Genomic DNA, 26116 nt, shown 5'->3' with positions numbered 1-26116 from the left:
CTAGTCGGAGATGGCGATGCGGAGGCGGCGGAAGCCCTTGCCCTTGCTCTCGATCTTGGTGACCACGATGCGGCCGATCTGGGCGGTCGTCGCCACGTGCGTGCCGCCGTCGGCCTGGGTGTCCAGGCCCACGATGTCGACGATGCGGACCTGCTCGGCGTCCTCGGGCACGAGGTTGGTGGCCGTGCGGATGATGTCGGGGAGCGCGAACGCCTCGGCGCGGGGCAGCACCCGGACGTCGATGCGGCGGCCGGCGGCGATCTCGGCGTTGCAGGCGTCCTCGACGGTCTGTTTGAACCCGGGCGGCACCTCGGGCAGGTTGAAGTCCATGCGGGCGCTGAACGGCTCCATGTTGCCGCCGGTCACCAGCGAGCCATAGTCGCGGAAGACCACGCCGCACAGGACGTGCAGCCCGGAGTGGGTGCGCATCAGCGCCGAGCGTCGCTCGTCGGCGACGGCGGCGCGCACCTCGGTGCCCGCGGGCGGGATCGGGTCGCCCTCGGCGGGGATCAGGCAGAGGTCCTCACCCTTGCGGGCGCCCACGATGCGGGTCTCGACGCCCTGCCACACCAGGACCCCGTGGTCGGCCGGCTGGCCGCCGCCTCCGGGGTAGAAGGCCGACCTGTCCAGCACGATGCCCTCGGGCGTCGCCGCGAGGACGACGGCCTCGAAGGCGCGGAGGTTCTGGTCGGACATCTCGAGCCGCTGCGTTCGCCCGTGGAGATCGACGCTCATGACCGGACAGCCTAGGCCCTTTCCTCCCGGCAGTGCCCCTGGTACGACAACAGCCGGCCGATCACGGGCAGCGCGACCTCCACCTCCAGGCGGAAGCTCGGCGGACCGCCGTCCGGATCCTCCGGTCCGGTCCAGGCGCGGGCGTGGACGCGGGGCGCCAGGCGCGCGGGGACGGGGATCTCGTGCCGGCCGGCGCGCAGGACGGCGCCTAGCTGGACCACCTCGACGTCCGCGGCGCCGGCCACGGTGCGCGTGCGGACCTCCAGCGGCCCGTGCCGCTCCCACCCTCGCTCGCCGAGGCGGATCTGGTGGCTGAGCAGCCTGCGCCCGCCGATGACGCGCTCCCAGCGCTCCACCACGGGCACTTCCCGCCTGCCCGCCTCCCCGTCCGGGACGGGTCGCTCCAGAGGACCGGGGGCCGTCCGTTCTGGCCGGTGCGGTTGTGCGGGGGCCGTCCGCGCGGCCGTCAGGCGGGTCACGGTGACGTGCAGCGGGACGGCCGTGCCCGTGCGGGGGAGGCCGAGCAGGGCGCAGGCCAGCCGCGCAAGTGGGCCCGGCCCCCGGCGCACCGTCAGCACGCCGGTGCCCCGCACCGTCCGCTCACCCAGGTGGAACCGGAGCATCCACGCGTACGCCCCCTCGTCCGGCTCCCCCACAGCGCCCCCTCACGTCCTGGTCCCATCGTGGCACGCCGCTCACTCCGGGCGGCGCCCGCGCGGTCTCCGGTGCGCGCCGTGGGTCCGCGCGGGCGCCCCGGGGCCCGGGATGGGCCGGGCCCCGGGCTCGGGGTCACCTCAGGCCGAAGGCCCGGACGATGGTCTGGCCGACGGTGTTGCCCTTGGTGTCCTCGGCGTGGGTGCGCAAGGTGACCGCGTGGGCCGTGCGGGGCGCGTCCAGCCTGGTCCTCCAGGCGTCGCCGGAGCGGGCGAGGGGGGCGCGCCGCCAGGTGGCGCCGTCGTCGTAGGAGACCTCGACGGTGACGGCGCTGATCGGCCCGGCGTCCACCGCGTAGGGCAGCTGCCGGGGAGTGACCGTCAGGTCGGCCTTGCGCTGGGCCCGGCCGTCAGCGTCCACGTCGATGTCGTAGTCCACCTGGATGATCGGCAGCGTCAGCGTGTGGTCGGTCTCGACGTATCCGCTGGTGAAGCCCCACTCGGTGAGGGTGCGCGTCGAGTACGGGTACAGCGACGCGTCCCGGGCGGCCTCGTTGACCAGGCGGTAGGGCAGCCGGTCGGGGCTGACGATCGGGGCCAGGACGACCGAGCGGTCGGTGCGGTCGTTGGTGACGCGGTCCACCAGGTTGTCCCCCTGGTACAGCGACGCCGTCTGGGTGACGTGCTCGTTGAACAGCATCTCCCCCTGGTGGTCGCCGCCGGAGCTTCCCCAGGCGGGCAGGAAGAAGACCAGGGCGTCGCCGCCGCGCAGAGGGAACCAGCCGTTGGCGTCGTTCATCCGCGGGCGCACGATCGGGCCGAACCAGCGGGACTCGCCGGTCGCGCCCGCCTTGTAGGTCACCAGGTCGGACTGCTCCTGCGCCCCGCCGTCCTGGGCGAGCGCGTACTCCATCCAGCGCACGCCGCCGTCGGCGGACACCCAGTCGGTGCGGGTGCCGCGCGTCGGCCCTTCGGTGAGGTAGCCGCTGAATCCGCGGGGCCAGTCGGGCAGCACGTCGGTGCGGAAGTCCCGCGCCGTGGCCTGCTTGTGGTTGGCGAACGACATCTCGACGCGCGCGAGGTCGCGCTCGCCGGGCCGGTAGACCGGGTCGGCGGGCACCGCGCCGGTCCACCTGTGCACCAGGTCGAAGAGGTAGCCGGCGGCGGGGTGCGAGGTCACCTGCAGCGGGGCCTTGCCCTTGTTGAGGATGCGGCCGATCAGGCGCTCGCCCTCGTCCATGGTGACCGAGGCCACCGGCATCGGGGCGGGGGTCTGCACCGCGTCCCAGGCGTCGAGCCTGCCGCGGCCGTCGCCCACCAGGAGCAGCAGCCTGGCGCCGGCGGCGCGGGCGGCCTCGGCCATCGCGACCGGGTCGGCGGCGTCGCTCCAGCGCACGACCGCGACCTTCCCCTTGACCTTCGCCGCGGCCAGCTCGGCGGCGCTCCCCTGCCCGGCGAAGACGGCGTCGAAGGAGTGGCTGCCCTCCGGCAGCGGGGTGTACCGGGACTGGATCAGCAGGTCGTCGAAGTCGTCGTCCTTCGAGGAGACCGCCAGGCGGGGCTGCTCGTCGCGCCAGCGCGCGGCGAGGTCCAGCCGGCCGCCGGTCACCTTGCCCCCGGTCGGCAGCACCCACACGCTGTCGTGCTGGACGCCGAGGAGGCGGCTGTCGGCGACGGCCTCCTCGCCGCCGAAGCCGCGGACGAAGTCCACGCGGGTGTCGACCGTGGTCCGCGGCCGGTCCATGCCCTTCGGCAGGACGGAGGAGAGCTGCCGGGCGCCGCCGGCGTCCAGGGTGACGGCGGTGTCGGCCTTCAGGTCGACGCTGGGCTTGGCGAGCAGGGCCACGCCGAGCGAGTGCGGGCCGTTCGCGCCCTGCACCTCGCCCCACATCCAGATGGAGTACGTGCCGGTCGGCAGCCGCAGCGTGCGGGTGCCGGACTCGTCGATCGCGTAAGCGTCAAGGCTCTGGTGCCCGTTGGGAAGCTGACGGGTCACGACCATCTCGCCGGCGAGCGGCTTGCCGGACCGGTCCTTGGCGTGAACGGTGAGCTGGGCCCGCTCGCCCTCCTTGTAGTAGCCGAGCACGGTGTGGGCGCGCAGCACGCCCTCCTGGTCCACCGCGTCGAGCCGCGCGGCCAGGTGGCCGTCCAACTCGGCCCGGTCGACGTCCAGCGTCACCTCGGCGGTGGCGGTGCCGTGCGCGGGGACGGTGACCGTGCCGGCCGACGGCTCGAACAGGCCCTCGGGGGCGCCGCCGGTGACATTGAGGTTCAGGGTGACCGGGGCGTCGCCGGTGTTGGTGTAGGTCACCTGCCGGGTCGCCTTCTGGCCGGAGGTGTAGGGCCAGTGGGTGGTGATGTGGGCGGTGCCGGTGGCGAAGACCGTGCCGCCGACGGCGGCGCTCGCGTCCACCAGGCCACCGCCGGCCTGGTAGGGGCCGAACTGGAACAGGACCTTGCTGCTGCTGATCAGCGCGTCCTTCAGCCGCTGCCCGGTCCAGTCCGGGTGCGCGGCGGAGAGCAGCGCGGCGACCCCGGCGACGTGCGGGGTGGCCATGGAGGTGCCGCTCATCGTCTGGTAGGCGCCCTCCCCCTCGGGGGCGTACTGCGAGCGGGCCGCCAGCACGTCCACACCGGGCGCGGAGATCTCCGGCTTGAGGCCGTAGTCACCCACGCGCGGGCCCCTGCTGGAGAAGGCGGCGAGGGAGGTGCCCTTGCCGCCGACGCTCACCGCGGCGACCGAGAGCGCGGCGTCGGCCGTGGACGGCGCGCTGACGGTCTCGTCCTCGGGGCCGGAGTTGCCGGCCGCGATGGTGAACAGCGCGCCGGTCTCCTCGCTGAGCCGGTTCACGGCCTGGCTGAGCGGGTCGGTGCCGTCGGACGGGCCGCCGCCGAGGCTCATGCTGACGACCTTGGCCTTCTGGTCGCGGGCGGCCCACTCCATGCCCGCGATGATCCAGGAGTCCTGGCCGCTGCCCGCGTTGTCGAGCACCTTGCCGATCAGCAGGTCGGCGCCGGGGGCGACGCCCTTCTCCACGCCCTCGGACGCGGCGCCGGTGCCGGCGATCGTGGAGGCGACGTGGGTGCCGTGGCCGTTGCGGTCGGTCACGTCCTGGCCGGGGACGAAGGTCGCCGTGCCGGTGACCCGGTCCTTCAGGTCGGGGTGCGCGGCGTCGACGCCGGTGTCCAGCACGGCTACCTTGACGCCGGTGCCGGTGTTCCCGGCGGCCCACACCTCGGGGGCGTGCACCTGGGCGACGGTGTCGGCGAGGTCGGCCTTGGCCTTGCCGTCCAGCCACACCTTGGCGATGCCGCCGGCGAGAGCCGTGCCGGGCGCGGCGCGGCGGGAGGAGGCGCCCGCGCCGGCCGTGCCGGTGAGGGAGTTCCAGAAGTCCGCGGCCCGGTCGTGGCCGGCGGTCAGCGCCGCGCCCTGGATGCTGCTGAGCGTGCGGACCTTCGCCGCGCCGCCCGGCACCGGCTCGGCCCGCTTGCGGGCGGCGGCGTCGGTGTAGGTGACGATCAGCGGGATGTGGTCGCTGCTCGCGTCGTCGTAGCCGTAGGCGGCGAGCTTGGTGATGTCGAACAGCGACCGGTCGACCAGTCCGGCGGTCACGTACGGGGCGGCCGTGTCCGGCACCACGTACACCTCGTCGCCGACGGTGGTGATGCGGGCCGCGGCGCGGCCGCCGTGCGGTCCCTGGACGGAGACGATCGCCGGGGTGTCGCCGCCGGACCGGTAGGTGACCTTGTCACCGCTGATGAGCGTGACGGTCCGCGTGCCGGCGGACGGGCCGGTCGCGGCCAGGGAGGCCGTGGCGAGTCCGGAGGCCGTGGCGAGCCGGGAGCCGGGGGCGTCGGCGGAGGCGGTCCCGCCGGTGAGCGGCGAGGCCGCCATGACGAGGCTGAGTCCCGCGGCCAGGGAGGTGAACCCGAGCCGTAGGGAAGGGGGGCGCTGCACGAAGCCACTCCAAAAATTAGGCAAATCGCCAGAAATCTCTGCAATGGTGACGAAGCGCATGTGACGCCAGCAACGGGAGCGACTTGTCGGAAATATGACATGTCGCATCTGCGACAGCCGCCCTGGTGCGGCCCCGGCCGTCAGGCGTGTAGAGCACGCCGGCGACCGGCGACGGGGATCGCCGCGCAAGTCGGGTGCGTCAGCGCAGCTTGGGGTCGAGCGCGTCGCGTACGACGTCGCCGAGCATGAGGAAGCTGAGGACGGTGGCGGTGAGGAACAGGGCCGGGAACAGCAGCAGGTGGGGATACTCGGCGAAGAACGACTGGGCGACGTTGAGCTGCAGGCCCCAGGACACGTCCGGGTACTGCAGGCCGACCCCCAGGTAGTCCAGGGTCGCCTCGCCGGAGATCACGTTGCCGATGTTGAGCATGGCGACCACGAACACCGGGGCGATCGCGTTGGGCAGGATGTGCTTGACCATGATGCGCAGGTCACCGGCGCCGAGCGCGCGGGCGGCCTGCACGTAGTCGGAGTCGCGCACCGCGATGACCTGGCCGCGCATGAGGCGGGTCATGGTGGTCCAGCCCAGCAGCACCAGCACCGCGGTCATCGCCCAGATGCCGTGCCCGGGGAAGGCGACCAGGACGACGGTCGCCCCGAGGACGAACGGGATGCCGAAGAACACGTCGGTCACCCGGGCGATGATCGCGTCCAGCGCGCCGCCGTAGTAGCCGCCGACCAGGCCGAGCAGGACGGCGATCAGCAGGGCGAACACGGTGACGGCGATGCCGATGAGCACCGAGGCGCGGGTGCCGTGCACGATCTGGGACCAGTAGTCGCAGCCTTGCAGGTCGTAGCCGAACAGGGCGCCGCCGCCCGGGCCCTTCTTGGACATCCGCAGGTTGCAGTCGTCGTTCGGCCCGAACCGGGCGAACAGCGAGGGGAAGGCGGCCATCGCGCAGGCGAGCAGCAGGATGGCCATCGAGATCCAGAACACCACCCGGCCGCGCAGCTCCAGCCACGCGTCGTACCAGAGGGAGCCGCGCTCGCCGCGGCGGGCCTTCGGGCCCGGGGCGGCGGACTCGACGGAGGCCTTGAGGTCAACCACGGCGGATCCTCGGGTCGAGCACGCCGTACAGCAGGTCGACGAGCAGGTTGGCCAGAATGAAGATCATCACCAGCAGGGTGGTGACGCCGACGACGACCGGTCCCTCCTGGAGCTGGATGGACTGGAAGACCTGCTGGCCGATGCCCGGCAGGTTGAAGATGCCCTCGGTGACCACCGCCCCGGCCATGAGGTTGCCGAAGTCGACGCCGAGGTAGGTGACCACCGGGATCAGCGAGTTGCGCAGGGCGTGCCTGCCGATGACCCGCGAGCGCCGCATCCCCTTGGCCGTGGCGGTGCGGACGTAGTCGGCGCGCAGGTTCTCCACCACGCTGGCCCGGGTCAGCCGCGCGACGTACGCCAGGCCGAACGAGCCGAGCACCATGCCGGGCAGCAGGTAGCTGACCGGCCAGCCCTCGTCGGTGCCGGCGGTCGGGAACAGGCCGAGGTTCAGGCCCAGCAGGATCTGCGCGGTGTACCCGACGACGAAGACCGGGACGGCGATGACGAACGTCGTGCCGGCCAGCACCGCGGTGTCGGCGAGCCTGCCGCGCCGCAGCGCCGCCAGCACGCCGAGCCCGATGCCGACGACCAGCTCGAAGACCCAGGCGGTGACGGCGAGCTGCGCGGTCACCGTCCAGCGGTCGGTGAGCAGCTCGCTGACCTTCTGGCCGGTGAAGGTCTCCCCCAGGTCGCCGCGCAGGAACACCCCCGCCATGTAGAGGCCGTACTGGACGATCAGCGGGTCGTTGAGGTGGTAGTGGTCGCGGAGCGTCTGCAGGACGTTCTCGGGCAGCGGCTTGTCACCGGCGAGCGCGAGGATGGGGTCGCCCGGCAGGGCCCACACCATGGCGTAGATGAGGAAGGTGGTGGCCACGAAGACCGGGACGGCCTGCAGCAGCCGCTGGACGGCGTACCTCACCGGCGGCCCTCCCCCTCGCGCGCGGCCGGGCACCCCGCCCGGCCGCGGGAGATGACCAGGTGCGGAGTGCCCATCGCGTGCATTCTTGCTCGACCATGCCTTACTAGACGGTGCCTTGCCCGACCCGCGCCTGCTCGTCGGTGCCTTACTTGACGGTGATCGTGTCGAGGTTGGGGCTGTAGGCGTCGATGCGCACGTCGCCGACCTTGTTGCTGAAGCCCGCCTGGTCCTGCCAGTTCCACAACGGGATCATCGGCATCTCGGCGAGCGCGATGTCCTCGGCCTGCTGGTAGAGCGGGATGCTCGCCTCCATGCTGGGCGCGGCGTTGGCCTTGGCGACCAGGTCGTTGAACTGCTTGTTGTCCCAGCCCATCCGGTTGCCCGCGCCCCACATCGACTCAAGGTAATTCTGCGGGCTCGGGTAGTCCATGACCCAGTTGTTGCGGTAGGGACCGTCCTCCTTCTTCTCCCGCAGCGTGGACAGGTAGTCGGCGGCCGGGATCTTCTTGAACTGGATGTCGGTGATGCCGAGGTTCTGCTTGAGCTGGTTGGCGACGGCCTGCATCCACTGCTCGTAGCTGGGGTCGGCGTTGGAGAAGTAGAGGTTGAGCGTGCCGGAGAACCCGCCGGCCTTGTCGAACAGCGCCTTGGCCTTGGCGGCGTCGTAGGTGCACGCCTCGCCGCAGGGGTTGTCGCGGTAGCCGGGCACCAGCGGCGCCACCAGCGAGGCCATGGGCTTGAACGCGCCGTTGTAGACGGCGTCCACGATGCCCTGCCGGTCGATGGCCATCGAGATCGCCTTGCGCAGGTCGGCGTTCTGGAACCGCTTGTCGAAGGTCGGGAAGCCGAGGTAGTCCATGGTGCCGCTGGGCGTGGGCACGAAACGGTCGCCGAGCAGCTTCTTGGCCTCGGACGCGCTCGCCGGCGGGATGGTCTGCAGCAGGTCGACCTTGTTGGCCCGCAGGTCGGTGTACGCGGTGTCACGGCTGGCGTAGATCTTGAACAGGACGGCGCCGGACTTGGCCGGGCGCGGACCGGCGTAGCCGTCGAACTTCTTCAGCTTGATCTGCTGGTTGTGCGCCCAGTCGCCGTCCAGGGCGAAGGGGCCGTTGCCGATCGGCTTCTGGTCATAGGCCTTCAGGTCGGTGAAGGCGGCCTTGGGCATCGGCGCGAAGCCGGTGTAGGCCAGGGTGATCGGGAACTGGCTGAAGGGCGCGGTCAGGTGGACCTCGAGGGTGGCGGGGTCGACGACCTTCAGCCCGCTCAGCTTGTCGGTCTCGGGTTTGGCGCCCTCGGCCTCGGGGTTGAGCTTGTCGTAGCCCTCGATGTTGGCGAAGTAGTAGTTGTTGGTCCACGCGTTCGGGGCGTAGGCGGCGGCGTTCCACGCGTCGGCGAAGCTCTCGGCGGTGACCGCCTCACCGTTGTGGAACTTCTGCCCGGTCTTGATCTTGATGGTCCAGGTCTTCTGGTCCTGGCTGGTCACCGACTCGGCCGCGCGCATCTGCGGCTTGCCCTGGGGGTCGATCACGACGAGCGTGTCGAACAGCGCCTGCAGTACGGTGATGGAGTAGCTGCTGGAGGTGTTGCCGGGCGTCAGGTGGTCGGGCTCGTTGAGCGCGACGGAGAACTGCTTCGGCCCCTGTCCGCCCTGGTCGCCGCCCGTGCTCCCGCCCGAACCGCCGCACGCGCTCAGCGCGAGCGTCGCCGCGAGGAGGACGGCGGCACCTCGCGCCTTGTTGTGGACCGTCACTGTTCCTCTGCCTCTCCGTCGCTCCGGCGTGATGCCGGAGAGGCTAAATAGCAAGGCAGTGGTCTGCATCGGATGGTTTACGTATTCCGTGAAAAGATCTGTGTCGGGCAAGCTGAGCGCGGAGGACTGATGGATCAGATCACCCTGAGCGCAGGTCACCTCCACGCGTTCACCGAGGTGGGGTTCCAGGTGGCCGGAGGGTCGGGGGCCCACGGCGCCATGACGGCGCTGCGGAAGATCATCCCGGTGGAGGCGTACGAGTTCGTCGCGTTCGACCCGGCGACCGGGCGCCACCGCAGCCTGGTCTCCTCGGGGTACGCGCGGGTGGACGAGGACGCCGCCGAGGAGTACGCCGGGCTTGATCCCTATCGGCGCGCCATGAGCTCGCGCGTCCCGCTGTCGATGGGCTCCCCGGGCACCGAGCTGTACTACCGCAGGCACCTGGAGCCGTACGGCTGGCGTTCGGGGCTGACCGCGCCGCTGTTCGTGAACGAGGGCCGCTACACCGGCCTGCTGCACGTCAGCAGCCGCGACACGCTGCCGCCCGAGACCGCGACGGTGCTCAGCGCGGTCTCGGGCACCCTGGCCCACGTCACCGACCTGACCAGGTGTGTGATCGACCCGATGGGCCTGCCGCCCGGCTTCCACGCGGTCGCCTTCGAGCGCGGCGGGCGGCGCCGCTCGGTCGCCGGATGGCCCCCGTCGCGGGCCCTGGAGCACGAGCCGGCGATGGCCGAGCTGGCCCGGGACTTCATCGACTCCCGCGAGCTGTCGCGGCGGGGGCTGTGGCTGGACTCCTGCGGCCAGTGGCGCGAGGTGCGGGTGCACCGCGCGGGCGTCGGCTTCCACGGCGCGATCCAGGGCGCGGTCATCGCCGAGCGGCCGTGCGCCCTGCCCTACGACCTGACCTCGCGGGAGGTGGAGGTGCTCACCCGGGTCGCGCTGGGCGACTCCAACCCCCAGATCGCCGCGGCGCTGGTGCTCAGCGTGCGCACGGTGACCACGCACCTGGAGCACATCTTCGCCAAGCTGGGCTGCGACAGCCGCACCCGCCTGACCACCAAGGTGCTGGCCGAGGGCCTGTGCCGCCTCGACCTGCCCTGACCCGTCCCCGACCTGCCCTGACCCGTCCCCGCCGGGTCAGCGGGCGACCCGCAGGGAGCCGTTGGAGGGCGCCGAGGGGTTGAGCAGGTCGACGTGCATCTCGAACCAGACGTTGTTGGTCCCCGCCTCCCTGATGAACCCCCAGCGGTGGGCGAGCGCCTCCAGCAGGAGCAGGCCCCGGCCGCCGGTGTCGAGCGGCGAGGAGGGCCGCCACCCGAACGGCGGGTCGAGGGAGCCGGCGTCCTGGACGGCGATGCGCACCCAGTCGGCGGAGTAGGACACGCTGAGGGTGAACGTGCCCCCGTGCCCGGAGTCGGAGTGCACCACTGCGTTGGTGGCGATCTCGCTGGTCAGCAGGACGCAGTCGTCGTGGAGCGGGTGGCCCTTGCCCAGCGCCGAGGAGACCAGGCGCCGGGCGCGGGCGACGGCGTCAGGGTCCCCGGCCAGGTGCAGGACGCGATCGCTGTCCGGTTGCGCCCTGCCAAAGCCTGATGAAGTCATGCGACCCCCCGGTAGTCATCTGCCCGCACCGTGTTAAGGACGCCCGGGTGGCGTTGTGAGATGTCGCCGAAAGGTAGGAATGCCGTCTCCAACGCGGTCGCTCCCACTCACCGGGCCGCGTTCGCGGCGGCGCGGGCGGCATGGGGGGCATGGGGGGCATGGGGGGCATGGCGTGGCGTGGTCATCTCGCTTCCCCGGTCTCGGCGGCGGGCAGGTCCAGCGGACCCCCTTCGCGGTCCGACTTGTCCTCATCGACGATGTCGGCGGCCGAGCGGACGATGAGCGGGTCGGGGGCGCCGACGACCTCGTGGTCCTTGTTGGCGTACTCGAACAGGCTGAGCACGTGGCGCATGGCCTCGATGCGGCCGCGCTTCTTGTCGTTGCTCTTGATGACGGTCCAGGGCGCGTCCTCGGTGTCGGTGTTGAGGAACATGTCCTCCTTGGCCCTGGTGTAGTCGTTCCACTTGTCCAGCGACTGCAGGTCCATCGGTGACAGCTTCCACTGCCGGACCGGGTCGACCTGGCGGATGACGAACCGGGTGCGCTGCTCGCGGCGCGACACCGAGAACCACAGCTTGACCAGGCTGATGCCCTCACGCACGAGCATCCGCTCCAGCAGCGGGGCCTGGAGCATGAACTCCTGGTACTCCTCGGGGCTGCAGAAGCCCATGACCCGCTCGACGCCGGCGCGGTTGTACCACGACCGGTCGAACAGGGCGATCTCCCCTGCGGCGGGCAGGTGGGCGATGTACCGCTGGAAGTACCACTGCGTGCGCTCGCGCTCGCTGGGCTTCTCCAGGGCGACGACGGTCGCCCCGCGCGGGTTCAGGTGCTCCATGAACCGCTTGATCGTGCCGCCCTTGCCCGCGGCGTCGCGGCCCTCGAAAAGGATCACCAGGCGGCCGCCGGTGTCCTTGATCCAATATTGGAGTTTCAGCAGCTCGATCTGCAGCAGCCGCTTGGTCTGGTCGTATTCCGAGCGCGACATCCGCTCGGTGTAGGGATAATGCTCGCGCCAGGTGTCCACGGTGCGCCCGTCGGCGTACAGCAGGACCGGATCGTCGTCGTCGCTGGCGTCCACCCACAGGCCAGGGGTGCGGTCGAGCAGCTCGCTCGACTCGATGGACTGGGGATAGACGGTTTCCGAAGGTGCCGACTCCATATCGTCAGCATTACATATAAAAATGACCCTTCTGGCGTACGGTGCGGTACCAGGTCTCGATCCAGGTACATAGCGCGCCTAAGGGAGCCGGAGGCGATGGCCCGATGCGACGATGGAGAACGACAGGAACGATGACAACCCCGTCCATGTGAGCTGACGCTGCCGTCTTCGACGTTCGGCAAAGGGAGCGGCCGGATGCCTTTGAAGCTGGCGATCGTCCCCCACCGCGACCCCGCCTGCACGGTGGTCACGCTGGAGGGCGAGCTCGACGCGACCACGCGGGCCAAGACGTGCCAGGCTCTGGACGGTCTGCTGGCGCAGGGGTGCGACCGCGTCATCCTGGACGTCGCGGGGCTGCGGTTCTGCGACTCGGGCGGCGTGTGGCTGCTGCTGGACCTCCGCCAGCGGGTGGCCGCGTCGGGGGGCTGGGTGCGGCTCGCGGGCGCCGAGGGGTTCCTGCGCCGGCTGCTCGCGCTGACCCGGCTGGACACGGCGTTCGCCCTCGATCCGGACGTGGCCGCCTCGATCGCCGCCGTCGCGGGCGGCGCGCCCGGCTCCCCGCGCGACTCGCAAAGCTGAACCCCGGGACGGGGCCCGGGCTCCCCGTGACCTCGGTGGCCGGGTGGGCGCGAGGCTTCGGTGGCCGGCTGGGCGCGAGGCTTCGGTGGCCGGCTGGGCGCGAGGCTTCGTCAGATGGGCAGGCCGGTGACCGGGCGGGGGTCGTCCTTCTCGCCGGGCCGGCCCCGGACGCGGCGGCTCTCGCGGGCGGCGCTCAGCCGCAGCACGGCCCAGGCGCCCGCCGTGCTGGTGAAGATCGACCCGGCCACGTCCGTCGGGTAGTGGACGCCCAGGTACAGCCGGGCCAGCGCCTGCGCGACCACCAGGAGCACGCCCGCCGCGGCGACCACGGGGAAGTACCGGGTGCCGTGGGCTAGGTAGGCCGCGGCGAACGCCAGCGACATGGTCAGGGCCACATGGCCGCTGGGGAAGCTGTCGTGCCCGAGCTCGGGGACGAGCTGGAAGGCGACCGGCGGCCGGGGCCGGTCGATGAGCGCCTTGACCACCGAGTTGACCGTCCATCCGACGGTGACCAGCAGGAACGTGACGACCGCCGTGCGGGGCCGCCGGACCAGCAGCAGCACCGCCGTGAGCAGCGCGATCATGGTCACTCCGGCGGGCGGGGTGAAGGCCGCGTGCAGGGCGTGGGCCAGCTCGGTCAGCGGGGCGGACCGCGTCGCGCGCACCGTCTCGTCCAGGCGCAGGTCGGCGCCGGTCCACTCGGAGGTCCGGGCGGCCAGGCCGAGGGCCGGCGCGACGGCGAGCAGCAGCAGGGGCGGCCCCAGGATGTCGAGCGCTCTTCTGATCACCGGCGGTGCTTCCGATCTGGCCGTGTTCGTGCCCGGAACGCCTGGTGCGCCCGGCTACCGCCACGTTAGGAAGACACCGGTCACGCACCGGCCAATTCAAGGTCATCCCGCCGCCCTGCTTCACCCAACCCCCGCCGCCGGGCCGCGACCGGGGTCGGTCGCCCGGGGAGAAGGGGACCGGGCACCCGGCGGCGGGCGCTCAACCGCCCGGGAGGAGGGGACCGGTCGGCCGGCGGCGGGCGGCCAGCCGCCCGGGAGAAGGGACCGGGCGCCCGGCGGCGGGCGGTCAGCCGGCCGGGAGGAGGCGGACGGCCTCCAGGGCCAGGGCGAGCTCGACGATGTCGCGGGGACGCGACACCGAGCGCCCGGTGAGCCGCTCGACGCGGCGGATGCGGTTGAAGACCGTGTTGCGGTGGCAGTACAGCTGGCCGGCGGCGCGCACGGCCGAGCCCTCGCAGCGCAGCCAGGCCGACAGGGTGGCCAGCAGCACCTCGCGGTCGGCCGCGTCCAGCGCGAGCAGAGCGCCGAGCACCTCGCCGGTCAGCCGGCCGGACAGCTCGGGCTGGGCGACCACCAGCGCGGCCGGCAGCCGCCGGTCCAGCCGGGCGATCTCGGGCCCGCATCCCGCGCAGGTGCGCATGGCCAGCTCGGCGAGTTTCCTGGCCGAGGCCAGCTCCTCCAGCCCCTCCACGACCGGGCTGACCCCCGCCGGGCCGCAGACCACCGGGGCCATGCCCTCGACCAGGCGGTCGAGGGTGCCGTCGCCGAGCGCCACGACGGCGACCTCGTAGTGGGTGCGCATGCGCCAGACCAGCCGCATCGCGCCGAGCGTCTCGGGGTGGGAGTCGGCGCAGGGGGTCTGGCGGACCGGCAGCCTGATTGTGACGACCGCATAACGCCCCCGCTCGGGCAGGTCGAGGGCGGCGGCGGCCGAGCGGGCGACGGCGGCGTCGCCGGTGCCCTCCAGCAGGTCGTCCAGCAGCGCGTTCACCCGCTCGGTGCCGCGGCCGAGCAGTTCCTTCTCGCGCCGCCGGTAGGTCTCGGCCGCGGTCAGCGCCTGCCGGTCGATGGCGTGCCAGACGTGGGTGGCGGTGCGCACGAGCGCGCCGAGCAGTTCGGGGTGCTCGCGCTCGACCAGGTCGACGAACCCGGCCCAGGTGACCTGCGCCGCCAGGCGGTACATGCGCATGAGGGAGTCCATGGGCAGCCCCTGCTCGGCGCGGCGGCGGGCCATGGACCGGGCGAATTCCAGGTCGCGGCGCTTCTGGGGCCGTTGCAGGATGGCGGAGATGCCGATGCGCAGGCCCTCTTCCGTGCTCTGCCGGTGCTCCTCCGGCGAGACGAGCCTGCGGTAGGCCTCGTCGCCTTCGCGCACCCGGGCCACCAGCTCGTCGGCCAGCTCCGGGAGCCGTTCGAGCAGCCGGGCGGCGACGATGCGCAGGACGTGCCGCACATCGTCGTCAACGTGCTCGTTTCGCTTGGCGGGCATCTTTCGTAGATTGCCATCCACCGCCCGTACGGAACAAGGTTCGGTTTCGTTTCGTGACGCGCCGTTGTGCGGGCGCACAACGGCCCTCCCGCGGCGGTGGGCACCGGTTGCGACTTCACCGCCGCATCTGGACGACGGTGCGCGAGCGGCGTTCGTATGTGGCTCACCGACCCGAAGGAGGAGCGATGGCGGCCACGGCGCCCCCGGCCGACGCCGGGCTCACGGTCAGCGGACTGGCGGTGAGCTACGGAGCGGTGCCCGCGCTGCGCGGGGTGTCCTTGAGGGTGCCTCCCGGGGCGATCGTCGCCGTGCTGGGCGCGAACGGCGCGGGCAAGAGCACGCTTCTGCGGGCCATCTCCGGGACGCTGCGCTTCCACCGGGGCGCGATCGGCGGCGGGACGGTCCGCTGGGCGGGGACACGACTGTCGGGGCTCGCGGCCCCCGCCGTGGTGGCGCGCGGGGTGACGCAGGTCCCCGAGGGCCGGCGGGTGTTCGCCCGGATGACCGTCGAGGAGAACCTGCGCGCCGGCGGGCTCGGCGGCGGCCGGCGCTCGGCGGCGGCGCGCGAGGAGGTCCTCGGCCTGTTCCCGGTGCTGGCGGAGCGGGCCCACCAGCGGGCGGGACTGCTGTCGGGCGGCGAGCAGCAGATGCTCGCGATCGGCCGGGCCCTGATGGCGCGCCCGTCGATGCTGCTGCTGGACGAGCCGACGCTGGGCCTGGCGCCGATGATGGCCGCCCGCATCGCCGAGACGGTCAGGGAGATCAACGCGCGCGGCACCTCGGTGCTGCTGATCGAGCAGAACGTGGCGCCGGCGCTGTCGCTGGCCTCCTACGCCTATGTGCTGGAGGTCGGCGAGGTGGCCCTGGAGGGCCCGGCCGCCGAACTGGCCGCGGGCGACGAGGTGCGGCGGCGCTACCTCGGCATGGGCGACCCGGCGGACGGCCGGCCCCTGGACGGCCCCGCCGGGCGGCGGGCGATCGGGAGGTGGCAGGGATGACCCCGTCATACCAACCGGACGGTATCCCGGACCGAAGCGGCATGACCCCCTCGTCCCTACCGGACGACGTGACGGACCGAAGCGGCATGACTTCCTCGCCCCTGCCCGACGACGTGACCGACCGAAGCGGCATGAGTTCGTCGCCCCGACCGGACGGCACCACTGACCGAAGCGGCGTGACCGGGTCATACCAACCGGACGGTATGCCTGGGCCGCGGGACAGGACGAGTGACCCGGCGCTGCTGGAGGTCCGGGAGGTGACGGTGCGGTTCGCGGGGCTGACCGCGCTGTCGGAGGTGAGCTTCACCGTGGCGCCGGGCAGCGTCCACGCGGTCATCGGGCCGAACGGGGCGGGCAAGTCCACCTGCTTCAACGTGCTGTCGGGGGTGTACCGGGCGGCCTCGGGCAGCGTCCGCTTCGCCGGCGCGGAGCTCACGGCGCTGGCGCCACACCGCATCGCCGCGCTCGGGGTCGCGCGGACGTTCCAGAACATCGCCCTGTCCGGTCACCAGCCGGTGATCGACAACCTGATGCTCGGACGGCACCGGCTGACCCGGGCCGGGTTCGTCTCCTCCGGCCTGCGACTGCCCGCCGCCCGCCGCGAATGGGCGCGGCACCGGGAGCGGGCGGCCGAGATCGCCGAGTTCGCGGGCCTCGGCGGCCTGCTCGGCACGCCGGTCGGGCTGCTGCCCTACGGGGTGCGCAAGCGCGTGGAACTGGCCCGCGCCCTGTGCATGGAGCCGCGGCTGCTGCTGCTGGACGAGCCGGTGGCCGGGATGAACGCCGGCGAGCGGGCCGAGATGGCCGGGCTGATCGCCGAGGTCCGCCGCGGCCTCGGCATCTCGGTCCTGCTGGTCGAGCACGACATGGGCATGGTCATGCGCCTGGCCGACCGGATCACCGTGCTCGACTTCGGGCGCCGCATCGCCGACGGCACGCCCGGACAGGTACAGGACGACCCCGAGGTCATCCGGGCCTACCTCGGCCCGAGCGCCGACCAGGAGGACAAGTGATCACATTCCTGGAGCTCCTGCTCAACGGGATCTCCATCGGGGCCGTCTACGCGCTCATCGCCCTCGGCTTCGTCGTCATCTTCAAGGCCACCGAGGTGGTGAACTTCGCCCACGCCTCGCTGCTGCTGGCCGGCGGCTACCTGGTGGCCCGGCTCCAGCCGGTCACCGGCTTCTGGGCCGCGCTGCTGGTGGGCGTCGCCGCCGCGGCGGCGGTCGGGGCGCTGATCGAGTTCCTCATCATCCGGCGGGCCGGCGCCGGGTCCCACAACGTGCTGGCCATCGTGACGATCGGCGTCGACATCGTCCTGACCACCGAGCTGACCCGCCAGATCGGCACCGAGATCCTCGCGCTCGGCGACCCCTGGGGCGACGCGGTCGTCCACCTCGGCCAGGTGACCGTCGCCGAGACGCGGCTGGTCGCGCTCGGCACGGCCGCGACGCTGATCACGCTGTTCCTGCTGGCGTTCAAGTACACCGGCTGGGGCATCGCGATGCGCGCGACCGCCGAGGACGCCGAGACCGCCGCCCTGATGGGCATCCGCCTCGGCCGGGTCTCGCTGAGCGCGTGGGCGGTCGCCGGGGCCCTCGCGGCGGTGGCCGCGCTGTTCCTGTGCGTGTTCCCCACGCCCGGGCTGGACCGCGGCACCTCCCTGGCCGCGATCAAGGCGTTCCCCGCGGCCATCCTCGGCGGGCTGGACTCCACCACCGGCGCGCTGGCCGGGGGTCTGATCGTCGGGGTCACCGAGGCGCTGATGAGCGGCTACCAGAACCAGCTCGCCTTCCTCGGGCGCGGCATCGGCGACGTCGCGCCGTTCCTGGTCATGGTCGTCATCCTGCTGCTGCGCCCGGCCGGCCTGTTCGGCACCAGGGAGACCGTCCGTGTCTGACGGCCGCTCCCGGGCGCGCCGGGCACTGGTGTGGGCCGCCGGGGCGGCGGCCGCGATCGCGATCCCCTTCTACCTGGAGGGGTTCTGGCTGCAGACCGGGCTGTTCGCGATGTCGGCGGCGGTCGGCGCCATCGGCATCGCCCTGCTGACCGGCTCGACCGGGCAGCTGTCGATGGGCCACGCCTTCTTCCTCGCCGTCGGCGCCTACTCCTACGTCTACTTCGCCGACGCCCCGGCCGCGGGCGCCTCGCACGCGGCGGCGGGTCTCGGGCTGCCCACCCCGCTCGCCGCGGCGCTCGCGGTGCTGACGGCCGGGGTGGCCGGCGGGCTGTTCAGCCCTATCGCCGGGCGGCTGAAGGGCGCCTACCTGGGCATCGCCACGCTGGCGCTGATCTTCCTCGGCCAGCACGTGCTGTTCAACGCCGAACCGCTCACCGGCGGGTACAACGGGCGGGCCGTCCCGCCGATGGAGCTGTTCGGGCTGGTCTTCGCCGACACCCCGTCCCTGGTGCTGTTCGGCGTGCCGTTCGGCTCGCTGGAGCGGCTGTGGTTCCTCGGACTGCTGCTCGTGCTCGGCGCCGCGGCGTTCGCCCGGGGAGTGCTGCGGGGGCGGCCCGGCCGGGCGATGAACACCATCCGCGACCACGAGATCGCCGCCGGGGTCATGGGCGTCCCGGTCGCCCGCTATCGGGCCGGGGTGTTCGTGCTGTCGTCCATGTACGGCGGGCTGGCCGGGGTGATGCTCGCCCTGGTGTTCCAGCGGACCGTGCCGGACTACTTCGGCGTGCTGCTGTCCCTGGACTACCTCGCCATGATCGTCATCGGCGGCCTGGGGTCGGTCGGCGGTGCGGTCCTCGGCGCGGTGTTCGTCTCGGTGCTGCCCCAGCTCCTCACCCGCTACAGCGACGACCTGCCGCTCATCGCCGAGCCGGGCTCCGGCGGCCTCTCCCCCGCCGAGGCGGCCCGCATCCTGTACGGCGCCGCCGTGGTCGCCGTGGTGCTCTTCCTGCCCGGCGGCCTGGCCGGGCTGCTCGCCCGGCTGCGCGCGGCGGCCGGCGCCCGGGCGACCCTCCTCGCCCGCGCCCCGCGGGCGCCCGCCCCCCACTCCCCCACTCCCTCTCCCTCCCCCGACACCAGGAGCTGACATGGGCAGATCCGGCATGCGTACGGCAGGCGTCCCACTGGCCGCGCTCGCGCTCGCGCTGACGGCCGGCGCGTGCGCGAGCGGCAAGGCCACGGGCGGCGAGCCCGCCACCGGCGGAGACGGGGTGAAGACCGGCCCCGGCGTGAGCGCCGACGCCATCACCCTCGGCATCCTCACCGACCTGACCGGCCCCTACGCCTCCTTCGGCAAGAGCCTCACCCAGGCGCAGCAGCTGTACTTCGAGCAGGCCAACGCGGCGGGCGGGGTGTGCGGGCGCAAGCTCGCGGGCATCGTCCGCGACCACGGCTACGACGTGCAGAAGGCGGTGGCCGCCTACACCGAGATCGCGCCGAAGTCCGCGGCCGTCCCCCAGTTCATCGGCTCGCCGATGGTCACGGCGCTCAAGCGGCGCATCGAGGACGACAAGATGCTGACGCTGCCCATGGCCTGGGCCACCAGCCTGCTCGGCGGGCAGGCCGTCCAGGTCACCGGCACCACCTACGACATCGACATGATCAACGGGGTGGACTTCCTCGCCAAGGACAAGGGCATCAGGTCCGGCGACAAGATCGGTCACCTGTACTTCGAGGGCGACTACGGCGCGAGCGCGCTCAACGGGTCCAAGTACGCCGCCGGCAAGCTGGGGCTCACCGTCGTCGAGCAGAAGATCAAGGCCACCGACCAGGACATGAGCGCCCAGGTGTCGGCGTTCAAGGACGCCGGCGTCAAGGCGATCATGGTGTCGGTGGGCCCGAGGCAGGCGGCGTCCCTGGTCGGCGTGGCCGTCGCCAAGGGCATGGACATCCCGTTCGTCGGCAGCAACTCGGCCTACAGCCCGCAGCTGCTCGGCACCCCGGCCGCGCCCGCGCTGCTGAAGAGCTTCTACGTCATGACCGCCGCGGCGCCCATGAGCGCGCCCATCCCGGCCGTCCAGAAGCTGGTGGCCGACTACCGGGCCAAGTACCCCGGGCAGCCCGTCGACAGCGGCGTCGGCGCGGGCTACGGCGCGGCGATGATCGTGGGTGACGCGCTGAAGCAGGCGTGCGCGAACAAGGACCTCAGCCGTGACGGCATCGTCAGGGCGCACCGGTCGCAGCCGTCCTGGGACGGCGGATTCGGCCGGCCGATGGACTTCTCCCACGTCGACCAGCCGGCCTCCCGCGCCTCCTACGTCGTCGTCCCGGACAAGACGGCGGTCGGCGGCACGGTCATCCTCAAGGAGGCCGCCGTCTCCGACCTCGCCAGGGACTACCAGGTCCCGGTGGGCTGAGCGCCGCGGCGCGGGGCCTTACCGGAAGACGCCCGTGTGGCCGAGGGAGTGGGCGCCCGGCTGGGGGTAGACGGCCAGGCCGTGGGGTCCCGCGTCGACGCGGATGGTGTGGATCAGCCGGCCCTTCTCGGTGTCGAAGACGTAGACGACGCCGTGGTAGCGGCCGGCCAGCCACAGCCTCCGTCCGTCGGCCGACACCCCGCCCATGTCCGGCGAGCCCCCGCCGGGGATGCGCCAGGTGTCCACCGGGCGGCGGCGGGCGAAGGACACCACCGACACCGAGCCCGCGCCCCGGTTGGAGACGTACAGGTTCCGCGAGTCGCGGCTGACGTAGAGCCCGTGGGCGCCGGCGCCGGTCCTGACGAAGTCCTCCACCTTGAAGTCCCGGGCGTCCACGAGCCACACCCCGCCCGCGGCCATGTCGGCGACGTAGAAGGTCGTGCCGTCCGGGGACAGCTTGACGTCCTGCGGCATGTTCGGGTGGTGGGCCATGCCGCGGTGCGGCAGGCCCACCACCTCGCGCACCTTGCGCCGGGCCAGGTCGATCGCCACCAGATGCCCGGAGAACTCGCAGCTGGCCAGCATCGTCTCGCCGTCGGCGGTGAAGTCGGCGTGGTTGATCCCCCGGCACGGCATCGGCAGCGAGCCGCGCAACGCGAAGGTGTGCGGGTCGCGGAAGTCCAGCCGGTTGAGCCGCTCGGCCATGACCAGCGCCGATGCGCCGTCCGGGGTGAAGTACAGGTTGTAGGGGTCCTCGACCCGGATCGGCTTGCCCGGCTCGCCGGTCGCCGGGTCGATCGGCGTCAGCGTGTTGCCGTCGTTGTTGTTGACCCACAGCGTCTTCAGGTCCCAGGAGGGGACCACGTGCTGGGGCCGGCGGCCGACGTGGAAATGGCGCACGACCTTGTAGGTCCTTGGATCGATGACGCTGACCGTGCCGCTCTCGCTGTTCGGCACGTACACCAGCGACGGGAAGGAGGCGACGACCGGACTGAGCATCCCGGCCCGATCCCCGGCGTAGACGTCCCGGGCCGGCGCCTTCTTCGCGCCGCCGTGCGGCACGGGCGCGGCGGCGGCGGCCGTGGGCGCCGGGGCGGACGGCGGGGCCGCAGGACGCGGCCCCTCACCGGCGCAGGCCGACATGGTCGTCGTCAGGGTCAGGGCGCAGGCGGCCAGGAGCGGCCGGGCGGCCCCGCATCGGGCCTCCCGCATCAGCTACGACCCCCGGGCGACCGAACCGGCAACGTGCGCCGCTGCATGACTCCCCTTCGCGCTCCGAGCACCCGGCTTACGGCCGGCCATCGAATCGAAACGCTAGGGGGAGGAAGGTCAGCCGACGATCAACGCCGGGTCATCGGACGGTCGGCGTTCACCGGCCGCCCGCCCGCACGGCCGGCGCCGCCCGCGTCCCGCCGCGCACCGGACGCAACGGCGGGCGAGGGCCGGTAGCGGGCGGGACCGCCGGGCGGGGCGGCCGAGGGGGTCAGCGGGCAGGCAGGTCGTCCCGGGTGACGACGCGTTCGCGGACCTGCCAGGTGTCGGCGCAGGGGGTCAGGAGGTCCTCGCACACGGTGCTGCGGTGGACGCTGGACGCCTTCCCCAGCGGGGTCTCGATGACCAGGGCGTACGAGCGGGCGCGGACGGTGCCGTCCTCGCCCGGCTCGACGGTGAGCATGCCCATCCAGTGGCGGTGGACGACGCCGGCCGCCGTCCGGGCCCTGGCCGCCTCCCGCGCCCCCGCGGCGATGGCGGCCCGGCCGCGGACCGGCTCGGCGAACGTCGGCACGCTGAAGGTGCCGTCCTCGGTGAACGTCTCGGCCCACTCGCCGGTGGCTCCGGTGTCGAGGAGGCGCATCTGCTCGGCGTAGAAGCGCTGCACGCGCACGTGCAGCTCGTCGATCGACAGGGTGCCGATGACCGATGGCAACACCATGGGCCGTCCCTTCCGCGGTGGTGGCGTGACCCGCCCAGCGTGACCGCGCCGGCTGGAGACCGCCTCGAGCGCCTTTCGAGCAGCGCGGTGGACGGTGACGGCTGTGAGCCCCGGCTCGCCCGAGCCGGCCGCCGACCTGTGACGCGGGAGTTGGAATGCGGCTGATCGACCTGTCCTCGCCCATCGACGCGCGCTTCTGGGAACCCGACCCGGTCATCCACACGGCCATGTCCCCGGCCGAGGGGGCGCGCCACATGAGCGAGGAGCTGCGCGCCCACATGGGCATCGAGTTCGACGTGGACGCCCTGCCCGGCGGGGAGTTCCTCAACAACGACACCCTCTCGCTGACGGTGCACACTGGCACCCACGTGGACGCGCCCGCCCACTACGGCTCGGCCGCCTCCTACGGCACGCCGAGGACGATCGAGGCGATGCCGCTGGAGTGGTTCTTCGCGCCCGGGGTGGTCCTGGACCTCACCTCGTTCGGGACGGGCGCCGCCGGGCCGACGGTGATCGAGAAGGAGCTGGCCAGGATCGGGTACACCCTGAGCCCGGGCGACATCGTGCTGCTGAACACCGGTGCGGCGGCCCGGGTGGGCACACCGGCCTACTTCACCGACTTCACCGGGCTGGACGGGCCGGCGACGCGGCTGCTGCTCGACATGGGCGTGAAAGTGATCGGCACCGACGCCTTCAGCCTGGACGCGCCGTTCCCGCACATCATCAGGACCTACCACGAGACCGGCGACACGAGCGTGCTGTGGCCCGCGCACTTCCTGGGCAGGCAGCGCGAGTACTGCCAGATCGAGCGGCTGGCGAACCTGGACGCGCTACCCGAGCCGTTCGGCTTCCAGGTCGTCTGCTTCCCCGTCAAGATCGCGGGCGCGGGCGCCGGCTGGGCGCGGGCCGTCGCCGTGCTGAACGACTGAGCGCTGAACGACCGAGGGCTGGACGACCGAGGAGGCACGGCGATGCGCGAGGCGACCCTGGGACAGGGACTGACGGTGCCGGCGGTGGGCCTGGGCTGCATGGGCCTGGCCACGCCGGCCGGGCGCGGGGAGCGGGCGGCGGCCACCGTGGCACGCGCCCTGGACCTCGGAGTGCGGATGTTCGACACCGCCGGCTACTACGGCGGGGGCGCGGGCGAGGAGACCCTCGGACGGCTGCTCGGCAGCCGGCGCGAGCAGGCCGTCGTCGCCACCAAGACCGGCGTCGTGCACCGCGACGCGGGCCCGCCCGGCCTGGACGGGCGCCCTGAGGCGGTCCGGCGATCCTGCGAGGCGTCGCTCAAACGGCTGGGCACCGACGTCATCGACCTGTACTACCTGGCGCGCGTCGACCCCGCGGTGCCCGTGGAGGACTCCATGGGGGCGATGTCGGAGCTGGTGGCGGAGGGCAAGGTGCGCCACGTCGGGCTGTGCGAGGCCGCCGCGGCGACGATCGAGCGGGCGCACGCCGTCCAGCCGCTCACCGCCGTGCAGACCGAGTACTCCCTGTGGGAGCGCCACGTGGAGCGGGAGATCCTGCCCGCGTGCCGGCGGCTCGGCATCGGGTTCGTCGCCTACCGACCGCTCGGCCTGGGCATGCTCACCGGGGAGCGGCCCGACATGGACGCGCTGCCGCCCTACGACTGGCGTCACCGCGACCCGCGCCACCAGGGCGAGGCGCTGGCCCGCAACCTGGACCTCGCCGCGCGGTTCGCCGCCCTGGCCGCGGAGCTGGGGCACGGCGCGGCCGAGCTGGCGCTGGCCTGGCTGCTGTCCAGGGGCGGCGACGTCGCGGTCATTCCCGGGACGCTGGACCCGGGCCACCTTGGGCGCGACGCGGCGGCGGCCGCGATGCCGGTGACCGCCGCCGAGCTGCGCCGGGTCGAGGAGCTGTTCCCGCCCGGCTGCGCCGCCGGCGAGCGTTACGCCCCGCCGATGATGCGCATGGTCGACCAGGGCTGACCGGGCGCGGCCCCGGCCCGGCCCTGTCCGGCACCGCCACAGGGCCGGCCCCGCACCCGGTCAGCGCGCTGTCCAGGAACGTTCACCGGCTCAGGCGCGTAACCGGCGCCGGCATCGCCGCACCACGCCCCGCCGACCCGGCGCCGATCATCCACAGCACGAGACCGGAGTGAAGAGCCGCGCCCGGTGAACGTAGGTGATCACCGCGTCAGTACCGGCCCAACCCCGGCTCAGGTGCCGGCCCGCGCCGTGCCGGCCCGGCGGCGGTCCGGCGGCGGGCGGGTGCGGGGTCAGGCGGTCAGTGCGATCGGGCGGACGGGGATGTTGGCCATGCCCTTGACGGGCATGGGGAGCACGGTCAGCCGGGCGCCGTGCTCGGGGAGCTCGCCGAGCCGGGTGAGCTGCTGCACGACGCACATGCCCGCGCCGAGCAGGAGGTTCTGCGCGGGCTTGTGGTTGTCGGTCCCGTCGTCGATGTTGTGGGAGTCGATGCCGACGAGCACCGGGTCGGCCGCGATCACGTGCTTGACCGCGTCGGCGGTCAGGAAGGGCGAGGCGGCGAAGAAGGCCTCGCCGCCGTAGTGGCGGTCGTGGCCGGTGTTGATCAGCAGCGCCGCGCCGGAGAGGTCGCCGAGCTCGCCCAGCGCCTCGGGGTCGATCGCGACGACGCCCTCGGGCACCCGGACGACCCGCACGGGCAGGTCGACCAGGCGCGCCAGGTCGAGGGCGGCCAGGTCGGGCCCGTCCTGGTGGAACATGTACGGGGCGTTGAGGTAGGTGCCGGTGTTCCCGACCACCTCGATCTTCGACATCAGGCACGACACCCCCTCGGCGAGGAAGCGGGCCGACTGGGCGCGGTCGAGCATCGCGCCGATGACGGGCCTGGGCATGAACGGGCTCACGACCATGTCCTCGGCCACCACGTGCGCGAGGTCGACGATTCGGCGTTCCACGGCTTTCCCTTCGGCCGTTCCGGTGGGAACCACATGCTCACAGCGGCCTCTCGAAAGCCGGTCGAGGATCAGCAGGCGAGGCACTTACGGCTGAAGATGGTCTTGCCGTCCACCTTGCCGACGAAGACGCCGTCGTCGTCGTGGGAGTCCTCGGCCACGTTCTTGGCGGTCAGGGTGGCCTTCTTGCCGTCCTTGGTGCGGCCGGTGCAGTCGACGTCGTACTTGACCGCGCCCTTGGACTTGGCCGTGCAGTCGAGCCCGTGGGCCAGGGGGTGGCCGGCGTCCGCGAAGGCGTCGGCGCCGATGCGGGCGACCGAGTCGGCGGTGATGGCCGCCCCGGCGCCGCAGCCGCCCGGGGCGGCGAGGAGCACGAACAGCAGGCCCGCCGCCATGGGGGTCGTCGTACGCAACCGCATGATGCGCATGGTGATCGTCCTTCCTTGCCGGAGGCGCTAGCGGCCTCCGGCGACCGTGAGGAGCTGACCGGTGATGTTGCCGTTGGCCGGGGAGCCGAGGAAGGCCACCGTCCGCGCCACGTCTTCGGGTGAGCTCAGCCGGCCGGTCGGTGTGCGCGCCGCCTCGGCCTCCCTGACGTGGTCGGGCAGGCCGGTGCGGGCGCGCTCGGTGAGGGTCAGACCCGGGCACACGACGTTGGCCAGCACGCCTTCCCCGCCGGCCTCCCAGGCGAGGCTGCGGCAGAAGCCGTGCAGCGCCGCCTTGGCCGCCCCGTAGAACTCCTGGCCGGGGTGGCCGTTGAGCGCGACGTGGGAGGAGATGAGCACGACGCGGCCGAAGCGCCGGGCGGCCATGCCGCGGACCGCGAGCTGGACGGTGCGCAGGGTCGGCGCGACGTTGTGGCCGATCACCGGTTCCCAGTCGTGTTCGGGCACCTCCCAGAGCCGCTGCCCGAGGGCGCGCCGGGTGCCCCAGCGGACCGCGTTGGCGACGAGCACGTCCGGGCCGTCCCAGCGTTCGAGGGCGGCGACGGCGGCGGCCACCGTCGCCGGGTCCTCCAGCGAGTAGCGCACGGTCATGACGTCGGCCGCGCCGCTCCGGGTCAGCTCCTCGGCGAGCTTCTCGGCCCGTTCCGCACCGGTGTGGTAGGTCAGGGCCACCTTGGCGCCCTCGGCGGCGTAGACGCGCGCGATGGCCTGCCCGATGCCGCCGCTCGCCCCGGTGACCAGCACCGACCGGCCCCGCAGATTCAGATCCATGTCCGCTCC

The 26116-nt window shown here is 72.8% G+C and carries 24 protein-coding genes; 9 read left to right on the top strand and 15 right to left on the bottom strand.

Annotated elements, in window-relative coordinates:
- The 6 genes from ABZU32_RS19435 to ABZU32_RS19410 all read right to left on the bottom strand — a co-directional run bounded on the left by ABZU32_RS19435 (nt 1) and on the right by ABZU32_RS19410 (nt 9123).
- On the bottom strand, nt 1–735 hold the full coding sequence (locus ABZU32_RS19435) for an alanyl-tRNA editing protein (protein ID WP_354836328.1): 735 nt from the start codon (nt 733–735) through the stop codon (nt 1–3).
- An 11-nt stretch (nt 736–746) separates the two neighbouring features.
- The gene (locus ABZU32_RS19430; protein ID WP_354923923.1) at nt 747–1391 is read right to left on the bottom strand and encodes a DUF4166 domain-containing protein; all 645 of its coding nucleotides are present in this window, start codon (nt 1389–1391) and stop codon (nt 747–749) included.
- 133 nt (nt 1392–1524) lie between these two features.
- Nucleotides 1525–5346 carry a S8 family serine peptidase gene (locus ABZU32_RS19425; RefSeq protein WP_354923921.1) on the bottom strand — a complete coding sequence of 1274 codons (3822 nt, stop codon included), beginning with the start codon at nt 5344–5346 and terminating at the stop codon, nt 1525–1527.
- Between the two features lie 199 nt (nt 5347–5545).
- Nucleotides 5546–6454: an ABC transporter permease gene (locus ABZU32_RS19420; protein ID WP_354836334.1), complete on the bottom strand. Its 909-nt coding sequence runs from the start codon at nt 6452–6454 to the stop codon at nt 5546–5548.
- Complete coding sequence (locus tag ABZU32_RS19415; protein WP_354836336.1) at nt 6447–7373, bottom strand: ABC transporter permease; 927 nt, start codon at nt 7371–7373, stop codon at nt 6447–6449. The genes ABZU32_RS19420 and ABZU32_RS19415 overlap by 8 nt, the downstream gene beginning before the upstream one ends.
- 145 nt (nt 7374–7518) lie before the next feature.
- Nucleotides 7519–9123 carry an ABC transporter substrate-binding protein gene (locus ABZU32_RS19410; protein WP_354836338.1) on the bottom strand — a complete coding sequence of 535 codons (1605 nt, stop codon included), beginning with the start codon at nt 9121–9123 and terminating at the stop codon, nt 7519–7521.
- Between the two features lie 129 nt (nt 9124–9252).
- On the opposite strand from ABZU32_RS19410, the gene ABZU32_RS19405 reads away from it, so the two are divergent.
- Complete coding sequence (locus ABZU32_RS19405) at nt 9253–10227, top strand: LuxR C-terminal-related transcriptional regulator (protein WP_354836340.1); 975 nt, start codon at nt 9253–9255, stop codon at nt 10225–10227.
- A 36-nt stretch (nt 10228–10263) separates the two neighbouring features.
- On the opposite strand, the gene ABZU32_RS19400 is transcribed toward ABZU32_RS19405, so the two are convergent.
- Entirely contained in the window at nt 10264–10728 is a 465-nt protein-coding gene (locus ABZU32_RS19400; protein WP_354923919.1) for an ATP-binding protein, read from the bottom strand.
- A gap of 181 nt (nt 10729–10909) precedes the next feature.
- The gene (ppk2, locus tag ABZU32_RS19395; RefSeq protein ID WP_354923917.1) at nt 10910–11890 is read right to left on the bottom strand and encodes a polyphosphate kinase 2; all 981 of its coding nucleotides are present in this window, start codon (nt 11888–11890) and stop codon (nt 10910–10912) included.
- A 195-nt stretch (nt 11891–12085) separates the two neighbouring features.
- Between ppk2 and ABZU32_RS19390 the strand changes: the two genes are divergently transcribed.
- Complete coding sequence (locus tag ABZU32_RS19390) at nt 12086–12469, top strand: STAS domain-containing protein (protein WP_354923914.1); 384 nt, start codon at nt 12086–12088, stop codon at nt 12467–12469.
- 110 nt (nt 12470–12579) lie between these two features.
- Here ABZU32_RS19390 and ABZU32_RS19385 read toward each other — a convergent pair whose 3' ends face one another.
- The gene (locus ABZU32_RS19385) at nt 12580–13257 is read right to left on the bottom strand and encodes a phosphatase PAP2 family protein (RefSeq protein WP_354836348.1); all 678 of its coding nucleotides are present in this window, start codon (nt 13255–13257) and stop codon (nt 12580–12582) included.
- A gap of 286 nt (nt 13258–13543) precedes the next feature.
- Nucleotides 13544–14746, bottom strand: a complete 1203-nt coding sequence (locus ABZU32_RS19380) for a helix-turn-helix domain-containing protein (RefSeq protein ID WP_354836350.1) — start codon at nt 14744–14746, stop codon at nt 13544–13546.
- Between the two features lie 185 nt (nt 14747–14931).
- On the opposite strand from ABZU32_RS19380, the gene ABZU32_RS19375 reads away from it, so the two are divergent.
- From ABZU32_RS19375 to ABZU32_RS19355, 5 genes are all read left to right on the top strand, one after another.
- Nucleotides 14932–15744, top strand: coding sequence for an ABC transporter ATP-binding protein (locus tag ABZU32_RS19375; RefSeq protein WP_354923912.1), 813 nt, complete (start codon nt 14932–14934; stop codon nt 15742–15744).
- A 203-nt stretch (nt 15745–15947) separates the two neighbouring features.
- Complete coding sequence (locus tag ABZU32_RS19370; RefSeq protein ID WP_354923910.1) at nt 15948–16757, top strand: ABC transporter ATP-binding protein; 810 nt, start codon at nt 15948–15950, stop codon at nt 16755–16757.
- Complete coding sequence (locus ABZU32_RS19365; RefSeq protein ID WP_354836356.1) at nt 16754–17644, top strand: branched-chain amino acid ABC transporter permease; 891 nt, start codon at nt 16754–16756, stop codon at nt 17642–17644. Before ABZU32_RS19370 ends, ABZU32_RS19365 begins: the two co-directional genes overlap by 4 nt.
- Complete coding sequence (locus ABZU32_RS19360; RefSeq protein WP_354923908.1) at nt 17637–18788, top strand: branched-chain amino acid ABC transporter permease; 1152 nt, start codon at nt 17637–17639, stop codon at nt 18786–18788. Before ABZU32_RS19365 ends, ABZU32_RS19360 begins: the two co-directional genes overlap by 8 nt.
- A gap of 1 nt (nt 18789) precedes the next feature.
- Nucleotides 18790–20058, top strand: a complete 1269-nt coding sequence (locus tag ABZU32_RS19355; RefSeq protein WP_354923906.1) for an ABC transporter substrate-binding protein — start codon at nt 18790–18792, stop codon at nt 20056–20058.
- 18 nt (nt 20059–20076) lie between these two features.
- Here the strand turns inward: ABZU32_RS19355 and ABZU32_RS19350 are convergent, their stop codons facing one another.
- Nucleotides 20077–21270: a YncE family protein gene (locus ABZU32_RS19350; protein ID WP_354923904.1), complete on the bottom strand. Its 1194-nt coding sequence runs from the start codon at nt 21268–21270 to the stop codon at nt 20077–20079.
- Between the two features lie 271 nt (nt 21271–21541).
- Complete coding sequence (locus tag ABZU32_RS19345; protein ID WP_354923902.1) at nt 21542–21991, bottom strand: nuclear transport factor 2 family protein; 450 nt, start codon at nt 21989–21991, stop codon at nt 21542–21544.
- A 155-nt stretch (nt 21992–22146) separates the two neighbouring features.
- Between ABZU32_RS19345 and ABZU32_RS19340 the strand changes: the two genes are divergently transcribed.
- Nucleotides 22147–22920 carry a cyclase family protein gene (locus tag ABZU32_RS19340; protein WP_354923901.1) on the top strand — a complete coding sequence of 258 codons (774 nt, stop codon included), beginning with the start codon at nt 22147–22149 and terminating at the stop codon, nt 22918–22920.
- Between the two features lie 42 nt (nt 22921–22962).
- A complete protein-coding gene (locus ABZU32_RS19335) occupies nt 22963–23940 on the top strand; it encodes an aldo/keto reductase (RefSeq protein WP_354923899.1) in 978 nt (325 codons plus the stop codon).
- Nucleotides 23941–24230: 290 nt separating this feature from the next.
- On the opposite strand, the gene ABZU32_RS19330 is transcribed toward ABZU32_RS19335, so the two are convergent.
- From ABZU32_RS19330 to ABZU32_RS19320, 3 genes are all read right to left on the bottom strand, one after another.
- The gene (locus tag ABZU32_RS19330) at nt 24231–24893 is read right to left on the bottom strand and encodes a cyclase family protein (RefSeq protein ID WP_354923897.1); all 663 of its coding nucleotides are present in this window, start codon (nt 24891–24893) and stop codon (nt 24231–24233) included.
- Between the two features lie 68 nt (nt 24894–24961).
- Nucleotides 24962–25309, bottom strand: a complete 348-nt coding sequence (locus ABZU32_RS19325; protein WP_354923896.1) for a hypothetical protein — start codon at nt 25307–25309, stop codon at nt 24962–24964.
- A gap of 36 nt (nt 25310–25345) precedes the next feature.
- On the bottom strand, nt 25346–26107 hold the full coding sequence (locus ABZU32_RS19320) for an SDR family NAD(P)-dependent oxidoreductase (protein WP_354836374.1): 762 nt from the start codon (nt 26105–26107) through the stop codon (nt 25346–25348).
- Nucleotides 26108–26116: the final 9 nt, after the last annotated feature.

It is taken from the genome of Sphaerisporangium sp. NPDC005288 (assembly GCF_040607475.1).
GTDB classification, from domain to species: domain Bacteria; phylum Actinomycetota; class Actinomycetes; order Streptosporangiales; family Streptosporangiaceae; genus Sphaerisporangium; species Sphaerisporangium rhizosphaerae.
This window is presented reverse-complemented; position numbering and strand designations above follow the sequence as displayed.

Coding starts and splice junctions, on each gene's coding strand:
- ABZU32_RS19375 (WP_354923912.1), top strand. CDS start 14,932: ATGGCGGCCACGGCGCCCCCGGCCGACGCCGGGCTCACGGTCAGCGGA.
- ABZU32_RS19405 (WP_354836340.1), top strand. CDS start 9,253: ATGGATCAGATCACCCTGAGCGCAGGTCACCTCCACGCGTTCACCGAG.
- ABZU32_RS19400 (WP_354923919.1), bottom strand. CDS start 10,728: ATGACTTCATCAGGCTTTGGCAGGGCGCAACCGGACAGCGATCGCGTC.
- ABZU32_RS19335 (WP_354923899.1), top strand. CDS start 22,963: ATGCGCGAGGCGACCCTGGGACAGGGACTGACGGTGCCGGCGGTGGGC.
- ABZU32_RS19390 (WP_354923914.1), top strand. CDS start 12,086: ATGCCTTTGAAGCTGGCGATCGTCCCCCACCGCGACCCCGCCTGCACG.
- ABZU32_RS19320 (WP_354836374.1), bottom strand. CDS start 26,107: ATGGATCTGAATCTGCGGGGCCGGTCGGTGCTGGTCACCGGGGCGAGC.
- ppk2 (WP_354923917.1), bottom strand. CDS start 11,890: ATGGAGTCGGCACCTTCGGAAACCGTCTATCCCCAGTCCATCGAGTCG.
- ABZU32_RS19345 (WP_354923902.1), bottom strand. CDS start 21,991: ATGGTGTTGCCATCGGTCATCGGCACCCTGTCGATCGACGAGCTGCAC.
- ABZU32_RS19380 (WP_354836350.1), bottom strand. CDS start 14,746: ATGCCCGCCAAGCGAAACGAGCACGTTGACGACGATGTGCGGCACGTC.
- ABZU32_RS19370 (WP_354923910.1), top strand. CDS start 15,948: ATGCCTGGGCCGCGGGACAGGACGAGTGACCCGGCGCTGCTGGAGGTC.
- ABZU32_RS19435 (WP_354836328.1), bottom strand. CDS start 735: ATGAGCGTCGATCTCCACGGGCGAACGCAGCGGCTCGAGATGTCCGAC.
- ABZU32_RS19340 (WP_354923901.1), top strand. CDS start 22,147: ATGCGGCTGATCGACCTGTCCTCGCCCATCGACGCGCGCTTCTGGGAA.
- ABZU32_RS19350 (WP_354923904.1), bottom strand. CDS start 21,270: ATGCGGGAGGCCCGATGCGGGGCCGCCCGGCCGCTCCTGGCCGCCTGC.
- ABZU32_RS19355 (WP_354923906.1), top strand. CDS start 18,790: ATGGGCAGATCCGGCATGCGTACGGCAGGCGTCCCACTGGCCGCGCTC.
- ABZU32_RS19325 (WP_354923896.1), bottom strand. CDS start 25,309: ATGCGGTTGCGTACGACGACCCCCATGGCGGCGGGCCTGCTGTTCGTG.